Raw genomic sequence first — 15,146 nt, forward strand, 5'->3', positions numbered from 1 at the left:
GGGCTTGATCTAAGAGGAAACGGTCGTGACCGACTTCATGAGTGACACGATCAGACGCCAACTGGCGGTGACGGAGCACGCTGGGTGATCGGGTGGAAGATGCTCTGAACGCATTCGGCACCACTTTCGTGGACGGTTTTGAGAGAACCACTTACTGATGAACGTTGCCAGACGGCACGCGCTGTCTATTGGACAGTTTCATCCAAAGAATGGCCCACAGTGTTGACCAGGAGAGCAGGAGTGGCGGGTTGGGGGCGACTTACTAACGGACGCCCTGCGAATCGAGGATGGCGTCCTCTTCCTCCTCGGAGGAGGGGCGACGACGCTGGCGGACCGGGCGGTTTACAGCAGTCCCGTCCTGCTCGGCGTTGATCCTTCGCTGCTGCCGTGCCGCGTACCCCAAGCCGATGAAAACCAGCACTCCGAACGCAAACCACTGCAACGAGTAGGAAAGGTGCGGTCCCTCATCGACCGAGGGCTTCGGGGCAGCAACTGGTGTCTGTGCTGCTGCTGGCTGTTCGAGTGCCAAGAGCCCGTAAGCAGCACCCTGCAAAGGGTAGTCCACCCTTTCCGCGAGGGCAGGAAGATTAATCGACGCAATCTGCCCCTCAGGGGCGCCACGGTTCACGGTTGGCTCACCCGGCTTCATTCTTGCGGTCACCTCGACCTGGCCAGCGGGTGGTGCCGGTATCTCGTCGGGTCGCCCGGGCTTGGCGTTGCCAATGGGCAGCCAACCGCGATCGATAATCACAGCTGTTCCGTCCTCGAGCTTCAAGGGAGTGAGCACCTCGTAACCGGGTTGCCCGTTCAGCGGCCGGTTCCGAGCGACCGTCTGGTTCGCGACGTCGTACGTACCCGTGAAGGTGATAGGCGTCCACTCTCGGGTCGGGTCAAAACTGTCAAAGTCGTTCACCCCCGGCACGTAGCGTTCCGGCGCAGCGTCGTAATTCGCTTCAATGCGCCGGATGTCCTCCACCACCGCCTCACGGCGCTCCAGTTGCCAGCGTCCAAGTCCCACACATCCTGCGGCAAGCACGATGACCATTGCGAGCCACCCCATCCATTGAGCGGAGAATAGGAAGCGATACATCTAGTACATCTCCAATAAAAATCTAAGGGTCAAAGCATGTCATTTCGAAGCTGATTTAGCCCCACAATGGCACCTGAGCTGAACGAATAACAGCTACTGCGGGTTGCCGTGACACGGCAGGCGGTGGTCCGCTGACGGAGCGCAGGATCGTGTAGCCGTTTCCCCACCTGCGCTGCACATCTTCGATATTCTGCCTTGCCTATAAGTCCATCGATAGCGTTTCGGGCAGGAGTTGCTCCGGATTGTATGAATTCTGCAAATCGCGCATGGCGCGCTCTTCAGCTCGAGGATCCTGGCGGGCCTACAAGCAGCAGGGCAGTGAAAACGCCCGAGATCCCGACGATGGTGACGACCAGTGCGACGAGCGGGCTCCTCAGAACCGACGCTTGGAGTTGCTCGAGCAAGTTCCGCGGCGACTCCGCACCAGGAGCGAGGCGCCAAACGGCGCTCAACTGCCCGCGTCGCTCGATCCAACGTTCATACGGAACCGTCGCGAAGGGGATGATCGCCGAGGCAAACCCAAGGAGGCCTGTTATGAGCGACCAGCGCTGATTGATCCAGACGAACGCGGTCGCGACCACGAAGCACAGGAAGACGAACCCATGTACGGCTCCGGCTGGCGGTACGAGGGCCTCCGTGGTGCGGGTGACGTACTTGAAGAACATGCCCAACAGCAAAAAAGCCCAGGTCAACGCTTCTGCCACAGCGACGGTGCGAAAAAGCGTGCGGGGATTCATGGTGTGCTCCTAATCAGTGGGCGGCGGACCCAATTCTTCCATCCCGGCCACAGACGCCCTATTCGAGCAATCCCGACTTCTGCCTGTGCTGCTTACGAACCGACATCCGAGGCATGCCCGTGTCGAGCTACTGAGCTCCTGGGTTCCCAGCCATGAGAAGCGGGCTTCACTGGCCTTCGAAACTCGCCAGGGGCGCAAGCTGCAGTGACAGCCATGCGGTCCCTGCTGCGGTGTACGAACGATGACTCACAGGTGAACAACGTTGAACGGCTCGCTTAACGGTACTAGGCTTTCAAAGGCCCGAGAAAGGGTCGGATGTCAAGGGTGTTCGGCGAACACGCGGGCATCGTCGAACGCGAGGTGTTTCCATGCACGGCCGGATTTCGAACGTGACCCGACGGGTCGGCGTCGTTGTGGGACGCATCTTGGTCTACGTCCTGATTTGGGCGGGGCTTGTGCTGCTCATCGCCGCCGTCGGTATCCGTTTCTTTTGGGGCAAGATCTCCGTGAGTCAGATGCTCCTGAACCTCGTCTCCGTGGAAACCGACGGCGGAGGCGGAACCATCATCTGGATCGCCGTTCTGGCCGTCGGCGTCGCTCCCCTGCTCATCACCGTCGGGATCGCCCTGTGGCAGCACTCCCGGCGCCGCAAGCGCCGCAGCACCAACAGTGTCACGCGTCCGCTTCGTGCCCAATGGATCATGCGCATCGTTTCCACCGCTTTGGCGGCCGCGGTGGTCGTCGGCGGCACCACGGCCTTTGCCAGCACGGTGGGTTTGAAGGACTACGTCGACGCGGCGAACTCTCCATACGACCTTGGCGACTACTACGCGGAGCCGACCGTTACCAGCGACAAGGACAAGCGCAACCTGGTGCTGATCTACCTCGAATCCGGCGAGGCCACCCTCGCGAACGATCAGCTGTTCGAGAAAGACGCGTTCGCTCCTCTTAAAGAGGCCACCAAGGCCTCGGACGGCTGGCAGAGCGTCGACGGTCTCCAGCAATACGAGGGCGGAGGTTGGACCATGGCAGGCCTCGTCGGGACGCAATGCGGCGTCCCTTTGAAGGGCGGAGGGCATGCCGCGGGTATCAGCAGCACCCTCAGCGGAAGCGCCCTCAACGAGCTCGGCGGTCGTGTCGATACCTATTTGGGAGGCACCACATGCCTGGGTGATGTCCTGGACGAGAACGGCTACACCAACGTCTTCATGGGCGGCGCCAACGCCTCCTTCGCGGCGAAGGACACCTTCCTGGGCAGTCACGGTTACTCTGAGGTGAAAGGGCTCTCCGACTGGCGCGCCGCTGGCGAACCGGAGGAGAACTTCCGCAGCGACTGGGGCCTAAGCGACGAGCGTCTCATGGCCAACGCCAAGAACGAGATCGATAAGCTGCACGCCCAGGCGGAAAAGACCGGTCAGCCGTTCAACCTCTCCATGCTGACGCTGGACACCCACGAGCCGGTGCACGTCTACGACTACTGCCCCGTGGACACGCAGGACGCGCTCACCTCCGTGTACTCCTGTTCCATGACCCAAGTGACCGGGTTCGTGGAGTACATGGAGGAAAAGGGCTACCTCGACGACACCGCCGTGGTGATCATGGGCGACCACCTCAAGCACATGAGTGTTAGCGACGCCTTCCACGAGCAGCTGGACGACAACAACAACCGGACCATCTTCAATCGGATCTGGATTCCAGGCGGGGACAAGAACCGGACGCTGCGCCCCGGCGTGGACCAGCTGAACATGTACTCCACCATCCTGGAAGCCGCCGGCCTGACCCTGAAGGATCGTGAAGCGGGGCTGGGCGTGTCCGCCTTCGCCCCGGAGATCCCGCCCGATTCAGCACAGGCGATGGAACCTGATACCTATGCCGCACTGCTGTACTCCCTATCCCCAAAGTTCTACGCAGAGGCCTGGGCTAACGAGGACGCCGCCCCGTAGCGCTGTCCGTTTTCTACCCGAGGGTTCAACCGCGCCAAAACGGTCAGCTGACGGCCAAGATCCTACTGACCTACGCGATCCGTGGAATTCCTGACTTCAAAGCCATAGCGGAAGTGATTTACTACTCGGGAAACCTTTTTCACCGCCGCATCCGCGGCGCAGGCAGCAACGCGCAGAGCGGGCGTCAATGGTAAGTCAACAGCCGCGGTGGCTGCGGGGCGATCAGAGCAAGTATTTTCGGTTCCTAGGTGGAATCCGCGATTTCCTCGACTCCTTTGCCAACTCTTCGCCTGCCCGGATCGCCCTCTTCATTTGCCGCCGAGTCCGTTCCGTCCTCAGGGTGGTTTCTGCATAGGCCAGCCCAGCCCAGGGCATCAGCGATGAAGGCCAGGAGCGCGACGATTAACCTAGATCAAGGGCTTACTTGTATCCGCGCCGGAGACGCTACGGGCTAAATACCAGGGCATGGCAACGACCACCATGATCGGGGCGATGGTTCGTGCCAGACCTTCAGGGCACCCCGCCGACCCCTATTACGTGACAGCACGGGTGCTGAAAACCTTGGCCACCCGGTATCAGCACCTGACCGTCGAGATCGAAGAAGTCACCGCTCAATTGCAGCTCATCCTGGACTCCTACGCGCCGATGCTGCAGGACCTGCCTGGTGTTGGTACCGACGTCGCATCCCAACTGCTCGTCACGTTGGGAGACAGCGGCAACGGGTGAGCAATGAAGCCCAGTTCGCGGCGCTGACAGGCGTTGCCCCTGTTCCTGCGTCGGCATAGCGACCTCGGGGTTTTGGTTGCCACGGCGGACGATACGACCGTGACGCTGGGACACATCAAACTCAAGGTGATGCTCCATCAAGCACAAATTGAATACGAGGGGTCTGTACATGAAGGAGCGCCGACGGACATCGGGGGTGAAGGTTCCGAATGTTCGTCGACGCTCGGACCCGGCGGGCCGGGTCAATCCTCATCGCATATGAAGATGACCCAAGCATACGAGTCGAATCTGTAAAGTACCTGGACAAATATTCGCCAAAAATCTCGGGCTTCCTGTCAGCACCCGCGCACTGTGGCGCCATCGTCAGCTCTGGCAATCACCTTGCGGGAGTGGTCTGAGACCACTCACGGCCTACGTTGCCGATGGATAACTACCCCTCGGCACATTCCATCAACCGGAGAACTGCCCTCTGACGAGGCGTCCTGGACACCCCGGTTCTTCAACTCGGAGAAGACCTGCAACCAGAACCGGACGCCCTCGCCTCCGGCGCCGGCCCAGATGCCCAGGATCTCCCGTTCCCCGTTCGTTGTGACGCCCATGACGACGTAGAACGGGGTGTTGCGGACCTGCCCGTCACGGACCTTGACCACGATCGCATCGACGAAGAGCACAGGGTAGAGCGCCTCCTCGAAGTGCGCCGCGATCTCACCGGTCGTCCGCCCGCGGGCGGACAGCGAGAGCACGATCTGGTCGATGCCGTTCAAGCGTCGTTTCCGCTTGGGCACGATCACGGGCTCGAACGACCCGTCCCGATCCCGTGGCACTTCGATCTCGACCGGACCGATCTCCGTCAATACCGTCTTTACTCGGGTGCCGTTGCGCATGTTCTCCGCGATCGGTGTGTGACCGACCGTTTTTCTTACAGTCCCGTGGCTGTCGAAGGTATGTGGCGTGTTTCATTGGAGCTGGTTGGCGGTCTGGCGAACGCTCGAAGCAGGGCCCGCCACTATACCTGCCGACGGGAATCGCGCACGAGGACTGGCGCGTGCGCGGGGCGAGGTGCACTTTGGGTGCGGTGAGCAGGGAACGGGCGCGTGTACGCTCTGTTCGAGCTGCGGCGAGGTGCCCGGTGATGGAGAATTCCGCCAGAAGATTGAGACGCACGGTGAGTCGGAAGCGGGAACACCGTCGGGAGGTGCTGCATGGACGCTGAGATCGGCAACGGCCCAGGGGGAAGCTCGCTGGGTGATACGAGGAGACCTTCAGCTCGCGGCGAACCAGCAGCGGCCGGGAAGTGATGACCTCAGCAAGGTTGCGGTGGCCTCGCCAGCACACCGGTGCCAGGATTTGCGCGGTCACGGGCGGACTCCACCGGGATCTGAGTCGGCATGGTAGGGCTGCTCAGCCAGATGCGCTGATCTCCACAGCTGCACGGCAACTGGGCCATGGGTCGCTCCGGCCAGCTGACCGGAGCTTCAGCAGTCGCGAGGAAAACACCCAGGGGTGCTGACTAACGTTATCGGCATGGGCGGGGGGCGTTGTTGCCCCTGCGGCGTGCCCGCCCGCCGACCACATCCTGCAGCAATGTACTGCGGCGGTGTCCGGGACACCGGATTGGTGAGCGGTGGTCCTTTTTCGCCCCTGAGGGGCCCGGAGGGGATTTCGGCGGGGGCAGTCGTGAACATGCTTGTCATCGGGGTGGGGACATCAGGGTGTCTTCCTGTAAGACTGTGCGGAGTACCGGTCCAGCTAACCCGATGTGGTCGGCTCCAGCCGGGCCTGTTGTCACCGATCGGATCGCAGGAGGTGGCCCGTGGAGGGATTTGTTTTGGTGTTGGTCCTGGCCGCCCTGCCGGCGACCGGGAATTTTCTGGGCGGACTTGCCGCGGAGCTGGTTGATGTCTCCGAGCGAACCCTGTCCCTGTCCTTGCACCTGGCCGCTGGCATCGTCATGGCAGTGGTCGGCCTCGAGCTCATGCCCGAAGCCCTGAAAGCCTCCGCCCCTTGGGTTCCGATCCTCGCCTTCGTCGCCGGTGGGGCGTTCTTCATGGGCATCGAACGGTCCATCGGCTCCATCCAGGCACGCCTCGGCGCTGGCAAGGAGAACGCCGGGCCGCTAGCGATCTTCACCGGGGTGTCCCTGGACCTGTTCAGCGACGGGGTGATGATCGGCACCGCCACCGTCCTCAACCCGTCGCTGGGACTGCTGTTGGCCCTCGGGCAGGTCCCGGCCGACGTGCCGGAAGGCTTCGCCGCTATCGCCACCCTGCGGCGGGCCGGAATCCGGCGCCGCACCCGGATCCTGATGTCTCTGGGCTTTGCCCTGCCGATCCTGATCGGGGCGGCCCTCGGCTACTTCGCGTTGCGTCAGGCCCCGGAGATCCTCACCCTGTCGGTGCTGGCGCTCACCGGAGGGGCGTTGACCAGCGTGGTGGTCGAAGAAATACTCACCGAAGCCCACGAGGGAGAGACCAGCGTGTGGGACCCGATCTTGCTCACCGGCGGCTTCGCCCTCTTCGCGGCGATCTCCGTCTACCTCGGCGCCTGACCACCATGCCGACTTGCGGCAGCGAGTCCACAAGCACCGCAGACGATCAGCTGACGTGGCCATGCGCCGATCATCACCCGGATAGTGTGGTTAAAACGACCGTCTATAGGACACCCAAACGCGAGAGTGTCAGGAACGGCGCGCCGTGTTCCATGGACCGTGTCCGAGCCCTATGTCCTGTGAGTATGTCAACGCGAGTGGAGACCACTTCCGCAGCCTGACTTGACCCCACCCACCCCTCCTGACGACTCACCAGTGGACTAACCGCAGTTTCACCCCACCCCACCCCACCGCAGGCCGAAAGCGTCGGACAGCAAGCTATGTAGGAACCCGCTTCCGAATGCGTTCTGTCCTGGATCCCTTCATCGGACCGGCCGCAAGCTCATGCTGTGATGCCCGTACGCTATGAGGCACCAGCCTTAGGAGTCGTCATGAACCGGGTGCAGATAGTCGTTCTACTGGTCACAGTTATCGTGGTCGTTGGGTTCATCGCCTTGGTGATCACGGGAAACGCTGGCAACACGCCCGATCCCTAGTGGCTCAGACTAAGTCCGTGTTCTCGAAGAGGCTCTGGGAATCACGGTGTGGTGCCGGTCCGGCAATCCATAACATCATCTCTCTGCGGGTCGCTCTCACTGTTGTGTTCTTGGGGGCACAATTCCATGACGATGGCAGTTGCGTGCCGGTGTTGTAGGTGACGTTCCCTACCCTCGAGATATGGGATCACTCACGGCGAGGTTGGCGGTTGTGCTGATTATCGCTACTGCAGTCGTTGGCTGCGACTCGCAGCGGGTAGCGTCCTGCGCCGATTGGGTCCAGTTCGATTCGGTCCAGGACAGATACGACGAAGCCACAGCGGTATTTGTAGCCTCCAAGGGTGAGCGCGAAGGGACGACAACGATCTACGGGGTCGACGCTCACACGCATAGCATGCGGGTTGACGAGGTGGTTAAAGGTGAACTTGCTGATGAGGACATCCGCATCACGTCCATGCCCATCACCTGTACTGAGGGTGATCAGTACCCCGACGGGGATCCACTGGAGACGAGCGACCGCATCATCGTCTTCGCGAACAGTATCGATGGCCAGTGGTTCACCCTCACACCCGATGACGGCACTCTTCCCTACTCAGCACTCACCATTAGTAACTTTCGGCGGTGACTCTGCGCGGCAGCCCACATTTCTGCTGCCAACGCCCCCGGACTTCGCTCCCGTAGACCGATCGTCCAATGGGACGCTTTGCGACGGGTTTCCAGCCGAGTAGCCTCATCCCATGGGCCAGCCTTCAGACCCCCGAGGGCGTTGGATCCTCTGCCTCATCGCCGCTATCGCAATTTTTGCCATCGCGTTTGTCATGCGAACCGCGTACTGCGTCGATTATGACTACGTATCCGGCGCGGACGGACAATGCCGAGACAATCTCAGCACTGAGAGCATTTTTTTCATGCTCGCCGGTTCGATCCTCGCAATCTACAGCGTGTACCGCATCACCCGTCGAAAGCTCTAACGCTGTCCTGGTGCCGCCCCTGCTGAGCAAGGGGATGGCTCGCCGTGCGTCGCCCGGGATCATCCGCGGAACCTTTTCGCCCGGCTGCAGTTTGAGCCACTGTCAGAGGCACCCACCTGAGGCGCCGACAATAGTTGTCGAATCATTGGGACGAGTAGCCCTGGAGTCGACCGATCCACGGTCGAGCCCTGCCTGCGGTCCGATCAAAGAATCCTTTGGTGCGACAGGTCAAATGAGGACGTTCCGGGGCCGGGACCCCTTGTGGTCAGGCAGCGTGAGGTCCGGTTGCAGCGGAGGTTTAAACACCTCAAGGCGATGGTCGTTGAGGATATAGTGCTTGCTTCCATTAGATAAGAGAGGTCTTGGCGGTTCTGTAAAACACACCACTGTCTCTCAAGGGAGGATGTTCTCCTTTAGGAGGAGGAACCCTTAAGTCAGGAGCAGGTGGTCCTGTCGATCGTGATGTTCAGGTCATGAGGCACGGAGAATTCTCGGCCTGGTGATGAGAACCCGACGACGACATCGTCGGCTGTGCCGCGCTGTGCGTTGTCTTCAAGCGCCACGGACACCACGATGTTGATGTGCTTGTCCGGTTCGAATTGGTACCCGACTGCAGGTACTGGTTCCACCGTGAACGTACTTGGTTCGGAGGCGGTGGGAGTGGGCGCCGGGGTGTCATGGGCCGCTGGCGCGTGCTCGCTTGGTCCGACAGCGGGCGCACCGTGATTTCCGTGGCCCTCGCGGTTGGCCGGGGTAATCATGGCGCTGACCTGAGTCAGCCCCTGAGCATCGCCGAGGCTGATGTCGTCAAAGGTGAAGGTCTCGAGGGTCGGATTGTGCAGCATGATCGTGTACCGGAGGAAGCTATCCTTTGGCTGCACACCGCAAAGTGTGGCGCCGTCCACCCCGATGTTCAGCGGATCATCGTCGAGATCCTCGGTGATGAAGGATGCCGCGGACTCTCCATCAGGATCGCTTGGTGTGTCTTCCGTGCCTGAAGCATCAACGACCCCCTGATCCTTTGACTGACCACTGTTGACGTTCAGGGGATCCTGTTCCACGGCACCGCACCCGGTGAGTCCGGCAGCCAGGACGAGCCCTGCAGCGAACCAACGCAAGCGAATGTGCTGTGCTTCCATGATGCGTCACACGCCTTGAGGGGTAGCCGGGGCCCATGGTGGTGCCATGGGCGCTTTCTCGTGTGATTCGGAGCACTTCAGCTGGAGGTTTGGTCTGACTCATAACTGCTACGGCGGTTAGTGCTCTGAGGATCGTCGACAAGACAGCGGCAGCGAGATCATTGATGCAAAGGAAGCGCCGGACGTCGGTGGCGGAGGAGGCCGCGTACCGTCGTCCGGCGCCATAGATTGTGTGTTTTGCACGCAATCCACATCACTCGCACATGAGGATGATGCTGACAGTACAGCCTCTGTCTAGGTGAGGGCTGTGAATCCCAGCGCCTCCCGGCGTCGACGGTAATCTCCCACTAGTCCGCGGATATTTGAGCTGTCAAAGGCAGACAGTGCTCGCCATGCACGGGCCCATACTCAGCGAAACGGGCGGTCAGTCGGGCGGGTCACGATTGGTCCATCAAGAATACTGAAAAAGCACACCCGCGACAGGAGGCACGCCATCAGCTCGAGCGCCCGTGACGCCAGTGACGCCCGTGACGCCGGTGATCCCAGCGACGCCGGTGATGTGGCTTCGCCCTCGTTTCGCCGACGAATGGGCGAGCTGCTCATCAAGATTGCAGAACGCGATGAGGTCGCCTTCGCGGACCTTCTGACGTCCATGGGGCCCAGGGTGTATACCCTGTGCACCCGGATGGTGCTCGATGAGCAGGTCGGTCTCGAGATCATTCAGGACGTCTTCCTCGAGGTCTGGCAGAAGGCACACACCTATGATGCGGCGCTGGGGAACGCGGATACCTGGGTCACGATGATCGCGGTCCATCGTGCGACGGACCGCTTCCGGTCCGAAGACCGGGCCAAAAGGCACGAAGCTGATTACCTCACCCGCATGTACACCAGGGAATACGACCACACATCGGAAACAGCCCTCGACATGGTCGAGCAACAGTGGATTCGAGCATCGTTGAAGTACCTTTCCCCCGTCCAGGCCCGTGCGGTCACCCTGGCGTTCTATGACGGATTCACCTACGAACAGGTTGCGGCCCACCTCGGGATCCCCCTACCCACGGTGAAAAGCCGGATCAGGGACGCCCTCATTCGGCTTCGCAAAGCCCCTACGCGATAGGTACTCCTCCTGTGCTTTTGGAGGGATTAGAAAAATGATCAGCCATCACACCAATCCAAGGACTTAAGTGCCTCGAATCACAGCCAGACGTGCCCGCATGGGTACGCGCTCACCGCACAGTGAAGGATTCATCTCATGAACAAGAAAATGCGGCTTCTCGCAGTACCGACCCTCGCCCTTGGCGTCGTCGCCATGGCCGGGGCCCCAGCTATGGCCGCCCACGCGTCCGGCTCCTACTCCTCCACCCTCGGCCAGCTCAACGGCACCACGGGTACCGGAACCGTCACCGTTGACGTCGAAGGCACCACCGCAACCGTGAACCTGCAGGTCAACGGCCTTGCCGAGACCTTCATGGATGGCCCCTACCCCCACGTCCAGCACATCCACGGCCTCGCCCTGGGCACCTGCCCGACCGACGCCGATGACGCCAACAGCGACGGCATTGTCAGCGTCACCGAAGGTGCCGGCAAGTACGGTGGAATCCAGACTACGCTGACCACCAGCGGCGCCACCGGACCCGAAGAGGGCCTGAACCTTGCCCTCGGTGGCCAGGGTGGAAGCTACAACATCCAGCGCAGCTTCGAGATCAACCAGGGCACCCAGGACGCCCTCGACGCCGGCACCGCCGTCGTCGTCGTCCACGGCCTGGATCCCGCAACGGCCGGCGTCTCCGAGGAAGTCTTCAACTCCCCGAGTGACCTCGACCCCAAGCTCCCCCTCGGCGCCACCTCACCGGCACTGTGTGGAAACCTCGCCGCAACCCAGATGGGCGATATGCCTTCCGGTGGCGCTGACACCGGTGTCGCACAGGAGACCGGCAGCAACGTGGGCATGCTCGCCCTCGGTGGCGGCCTCGTCCTCGCCGTTGCAGCCGGCGGAACCTACGTCGTTCGTCGTCGCGTAGCCGACCAGGCGTAATTCACCAAGAACAACGAACTGATCGGACAGCATTCACACCATGATTAGTTCACCCAGCGACCGCCGCAGAAGCTTTCTCGTTTCTGCGGCGGTCGCCGCTTTAATACTGACCGGATGCGGAAACAGCACCGCCTCCGACGGATCTCCTGCCGCGCCGCCCACAGCCACGGCAACCTCCTCCGCCGCTGGACCCGCGCCGTCTGCAGCACCCAGCACCGCACCCTCTGCAACGGCCACGCCGGCAGAGGTCGCACCTACCTCCGCCGCCCCGGTCCCAGCGCAACCGCCGGTACTACCAGCGTCCACTCCCACCTCCTTCTCGATCCCGGCTATCGGTGCCGGATCTGACCTCCTCGCGTTGGGGCTGCGAGACAACGGCTCCCTCGAGGTGCCGCCGGACGGGCCCGGCGCACCCGCCAGCTGGTACAACCAATCCCCCACCCCCGGGGAACGCGGACCGGCCGTCCTGCTCGGACACGTCAATGCCACCGATGGAGGACCTGGCGTATTCGCGGACCTGCGTGCCCTCAAGCCCGGTGACATCATCGAGATCGCCAGAGAAGACGGTACGACGGCGCGCTTCGCCGTCGACCGCGGAGAGCAATACCCCAAGGACAACTTCCCGACCCTCAAGGTCTACGGAAACACCGAAGGCTCAGAACTCCGTCTGATCACATGCGACGGCTACGACCCTGACACCGGAGAATTCGACGACAACTACGTCGTCTACGCCAAACGCGTCTGACAAGAAGCAGCCCTGGACGAGGCGGTCGTGCGATGAAGCACCGCACGTCCCCCACCGCTCGTTCCGCCTCATGCACCTTGCCCGTACCGCCCTCGCCCTGACCGCTTGTCGTGCCCGGCCAGCCACGGTGATATGGCCATAGCTCGGGCACTGCCACGACCGGCAGGACAGTCCCGATAGTTCACGGTACGATGTATTTGATGTGCCGCGGTGGCACCATCTCGGGCGGCACGTTCCGACAGACGACCCATCCGACGCCAGCGAACAGGTACATCTGTTCAAAACCGTCGGACGTGACAGGATCGGCACCTTCTTCAGGAACCCCTGGTTTGCAGCCATGATCCCCCTGACCATCATCGTGGTGCTGGGTTCCATTGCCTTCCTCGTCGGCTTCAAGGGGTACCTGTCGGACGATCGAGACGAGACTGACCGGAACCCCAAGCCATCGTCCACACCAGCGAAGAGTGCCCCCGGCCCCCGGTCTGTATCTGATACGAGCTCGACCGAACGAGCGACACAACTTAATACCTTGCGGGGAACCATCGTCGCCAGTGACCGATTGGTGTCGCGTGCTTCCCACGAACGGGCTGTCCTGGTGCAATTCATCGACCTGCACGCGCCGGGCACCATCTCCATCCAAGAGTTTCTCTCCAACCTCCGGGCGGACTACTCCCGACGCGTCACCTTCGTCGCACGCCACCTGCCCACAAGTGACCAAGCACACATGGGGGCCACAGCCCTAGAAGCCGCCGACCGTCAGGGCTGCTTCCTTCCCTTCCTGGAAGCCATCACGCTGGGCCCGGACGCCCAGGAACTCCCCCGCCTGCACACCAGCGTCACCACGTCAGAAGGGCTAAGGGAACACGCCGTGCTGGCAGCGCTGGCCTTTAGAGGCGACTCACCAAGACCATCCGCTTGGAGGTTGCTCCGCGGCCAAGATCCTGCGGGTGGTTTTGGCTACATGGGTAGTCCCACATTCACCAAAAGGACCGCGCTTCGCGAACAGGATGCTTGCGTGGCTGTCGAAGTGACCAACCCACCAATTCGACATCGCGCCGTCTGCCTGTGCTTCCAGCCACCGCTCGTGCAGGGCACGGAGACGGTCGACGGCTTCAGGGTGGTTCCACCACTGGGAGCACCAGTGCTGCCCACTCGAGCGATCTACAGACTCCAGTCTGGAGACGATGTGTTCCACCCACTCGACGAGATCAGCAGGAGTAACCGCCTCAGCTTCCCGGCCGGAGTCTTCTCCGGTTTTCAACTCGTCACTCACGAGGTTTGCCCTGCCTTAATGCGTTCGACCGTGGAACCGATTCGGGCGGTAATCACCTTGTCGCGGAACCAAGGGACAGTGCGCACGATGGTTCCACCCCCGTTGGAGGTCTTCACCCACGCCCGGTTCATAGGTAGCTCGGAGAGCTGGGAGACGGACATGATGTCCCGCCGCTGCGTCTGCACTGACCGGGAGGACCCGTTTTTCGACGTCGAGGAGCTGCGGACCTTCGCGTCGTACTGACCGATGACCTTGGACAGCGAGCCGAGGAACGCGTCGTCGTCGGACCCGCCGCCGTAGACCTTGATCGCGGCCGCGGACCAGAGGGTGTCCCAGCCGGTGCGCTCGAGCATGGCAACGCCCTGGCCTTTGGTCTGGAAGTACGCACTGACGACGATGCCCATGGATCCGAAGTAGGAGTACCACTCGGGGAGCTGCTTGAGTTTGACGACGTTTCCGACCTCATCCAGGTCAGCAACCAACGGCACAGTCAGCCGTCCACCGGCGCGGCGGGCGGCCTGCTGCGCTGCCGTGAACACCGCGTACACGAGGGTGGACACGAACGCAGCCCCGGAACCGGCGGCGTCCTGTGAGAGCAGGATCAACGTGTCTTTACCGGTGACGAACCGGGCCGGGTCGAACATCGGAACCCCAGGCGTCGGCGTCGACCATGCCACGAGCTCGTCGTGGACGAGGGCCGAGGCCATGCGCTGCGCGCTGGCCGCCACGGATCCGCGAGTGTCCTCCGGCTGGTCACCCATGCCCTTCAACGCCGCAGCCGGGCCCGCATGACCGGCGCGCTCGAGCAGACCCGCCGGTTCCAGGAAGTCAGCACCGGACACCCAATGCAGGACGTCCCTCATCGTCCCGTCACTTTTCGCGGCCGCGAGCAGGCACCAGGACAGGAAGTCGCGGCCCTGCGAATCGAACTGCGCATCCCCCCGACCCGACCCGGCACCGGGAGCGGACGAGGTCTCGAAGATTGAGGCGACTTCGCCGGCGCTGATCGTGTCGGTGACGACCGAGAGTGGGTTGAAGATCATCGCGGGCCGGTGGCTGTCCCGCCAGATCCGCTGCGGGTCGAACAACCACACCGTCCCGGTCTCGGACCGGGCGGCGATCACTTCGGCGACGCCGTCAACCTTGTTGCTGGTCATCAGATACGGGCCGGGCGCTTCGGTCGCATGACGGACAACCTGTGTCGTCGTCTTACCTCGACCGGTTCCCCAGACGTGCGCGGAGCACTCGCGCCAGCCCTGGATGACTGCCTTCGTGCCGGTGTCCCCGGTGTACCCGATGGTCAGGCCCGGGCCGATCCCCTCAGCGTCAGGGTGGAGGCGTGCAGCCTCGGTCAATCGGGCTTCCTCCATGGCCGGACGCATTTTTCCGCCCGGACTCATCCG

At 62.2% G+C, this 15,146-nt stretch carries 13 protein-coding genes and 2 pseudogenes; 8 read left to right on the forward strand and 7 right to left on the reverse strand.

What is annotated here, in order from left to right; all coding sequences use genetic code 11:
- Window positions 1–262: 262 nt before the first annotated feature.
- Window positions 263–1,090 carry an SURF1 family protein gene (locus tag ACIQCY_RS15680; protein WP_400484828.1) on the reverse strand — a complete coding sequence of 276 codons (828 nt, stop codon included), beginning with the start codon at window positions 1,088–1,090 and terminating at the stop codon, window positions 263–265.
- Window positions 1,091–1,368: 278 nt separating this feature from the next.
- Entirely contained in the window at window positions 1,369–1,827 is a 459-nt protein-coding gene (locus ACIQCY_RS15685; protein ID WP_400484829.1) for a DUF3817 domain-containing protein, read from the reverse strand.
- Window positions 1,828–2,195: 368 nt separating this feature from the next.
- Here ACIQCY_RS15685 and ACIQCY_RS15690 point away from each other — a divergent pair, with 368 nt between their 5' ends.
- Complete coding sequence (locus ACIQCY_RS15690) at window positions 2,196–3,770, forward strand: sulfatase-like hydrolase/transferase (RefSeq protein WP_400484830.1); 1,575 nt, start codon at window positions 2,196–2,198, stop codon at window positions 3,768–3,770.
- A 465-nt stretch (window positions 3,771–4,235) separates the two neighbouring features.
- A complete protein-coding gene (locus tag ACIQCY_RS15695) occupies window positions 4,236–4,496 on the forward strand; it encodes a hypothetical protein (protein ID WP_400484831.1) in 261 nt (86 codons plus the stop codon).
- Window positions 4,497–4,975: 479 nt separating this feature from the next.
- Here ACIQCY_RS15695 and ACIQCY_RS15700 read toward each other — a convergent pair.
- A pseudogene (locus ACIQCY_RS15700) lies at window positions 4,976–5,389 on the reverse strand (transposase); the annotation flags it as partial.
- A 941-nt stretch (window positions 5,390–6,330) separates the two neighbouring features.
- Here ACIQCY_RS15700 and ACIQCY_RS15705 point away from each other — a divergent pair.
- From ACIQCY_RS15705 to ACIQCY_RS15715, 3 genes are all read left to right on the forward strand, one after another.
- Window positions 6,331–7,044, forward strand: a complete 714-nt coding sequence (locus tag ACIQCY_RS15705) for a ZIP family metal transporter (protein WP_400484832.1) — start codon at window positions 6,331–6,333, stop codon at window positions 7,042–7,044.
- 717 nt (window positions 7,045–7,761) lie between these two features.
- Window positions 7,762–8,205 (forward strand): hypothetical protein, encoded by a 444-nt coding sequence (locus ACIQCY_RS15710; protein WP_400484833.1) that lies wholly within the window; start codon window positions 7,762–7,764, stop codon window positions 8,203–8,205.
- Window positions 8,206–8,317: 112 nt separating this feature from the next.
- Window positions 8,318–8,551: a hypothetical protein gene (locus ACIQCY_RS15715; RefSeq protein WP_400484834.1), complete on the forward strand. Its 234-nt coding sequence runs from the start codon at window positions 8,318–8,320 to the stop codon at window positions 8,549–8,551.
- A gap of 434 nt (window positions 8,552–8,985) precedes the next feature.
- On the opposite strand, the gene ACIQCY_RS15720 is transcribed toward ACIQCY_RS15715, so the two are convergent.
- On the reverse strand, window positions 8,986–9,690 hold the full coding sequence (locus ACIQCY_RS15720; protein WP_400484835.1) for a hypothetical protein: 705 nt from the start codon (window positions 9,688–9,690) through the stop codon (window positions 8,986–8,988).
- Between the two features lie 586 nt (window positions 9,691–10,276).
- Between ACIQCY_RS15720 and ACIQCY_RS15725 the strand changes: the two genes are divergently transcribed.
- On the forward strand, window positions 10,277–10,807 hold the full coding sequence (locus tag ACIQCY_RS15725; protein WP_400484836.1) for a sigma-70 family RNA polymerase sigma factor: 531 nt from the start codon (window positions 10,277–10,279) through the stop codon (window positions 10,805–10,807).
- Between the two features lie 135 nt (window positions 10,808–10,942).
- A complete protein-coding gene (locus tag ACIQCY_RS15730; protein ID WP_400484837.1) occupies window positions 10,943–11,725 on the forward strand; it encodes a CHRD domain-containing protein in 783 nt (260 codons plus the stop codon).
- A gap of 33 nt (window positions 11,726–11,758) precedes the next feature.
- Here ACIQCY_RS15730 and ACIQCY_RS15735 read toward each other — a convergent pair whose 3' ends face one another.
- Window positions 11,759–11,962, reverse strand: coding sequence for a hypothetical protein (locus tag ACIQCY_RS15735; RefSeq protein ID WP_400484858.1), 204 nt, complete (start codon window positions 11,960–11,962; stop codon window positions 11,759–11,761).
- Between the two features lie 61 nt (window positions 11,963–12,023).
- Here ACIQCY_RS15735 and ACIQCY_RS15740 point away from each other — a divergent pair.
- A pseudogene (locus ACIQCY_RS15740) lies at window positions 12,024–12,470 on the forward strand (class F sortase); the annotation flags it as partial.
- An 898-nt stretch (window positions 12,471–13,368) separates the two neighbouring features.
- Here the strand turns inward: ACIQCY_RS15740 and ACIQCY_RS15745 are convergent.
- A complete protein-coding gene (locus tag ACIQCY_RS15745; RefSeq protein ID WP_158504799.1) occupies window positions 13,369–13,743 on the reverse strand; it encodes a DUF4913 domain-containing protein in 375 nt (124 codons plus the stop codon).
- Window positions 13,740–15,098, reverse strand: coding sequence for a type IV secretory system conjugative DNA transfer family protein (locus ACIQCY_RS15750; protein WP_400484838.1), 1,359 nt, complete (start codon window positions 15,096–15,098; stop codon window positions 13,740–13,742). The genes ACIQCY_RS15745 and ACIQCY_RS15750 overlap by 4 nt, the downstream gene beginning before the upstream one ends.
- Between the last annotated feature and the right edge of the window lie 48 nt (window positions 15,099–15,146).

It is taken from the genome of Arthrobacter sp. NPDC092385 (assembly GCF_044755105.1).
Lineage (GTDB): Bacteria > Actinomycetota > Actinomycetes > Actinomycetales > Micrococcaceae > Arthrobacter_D.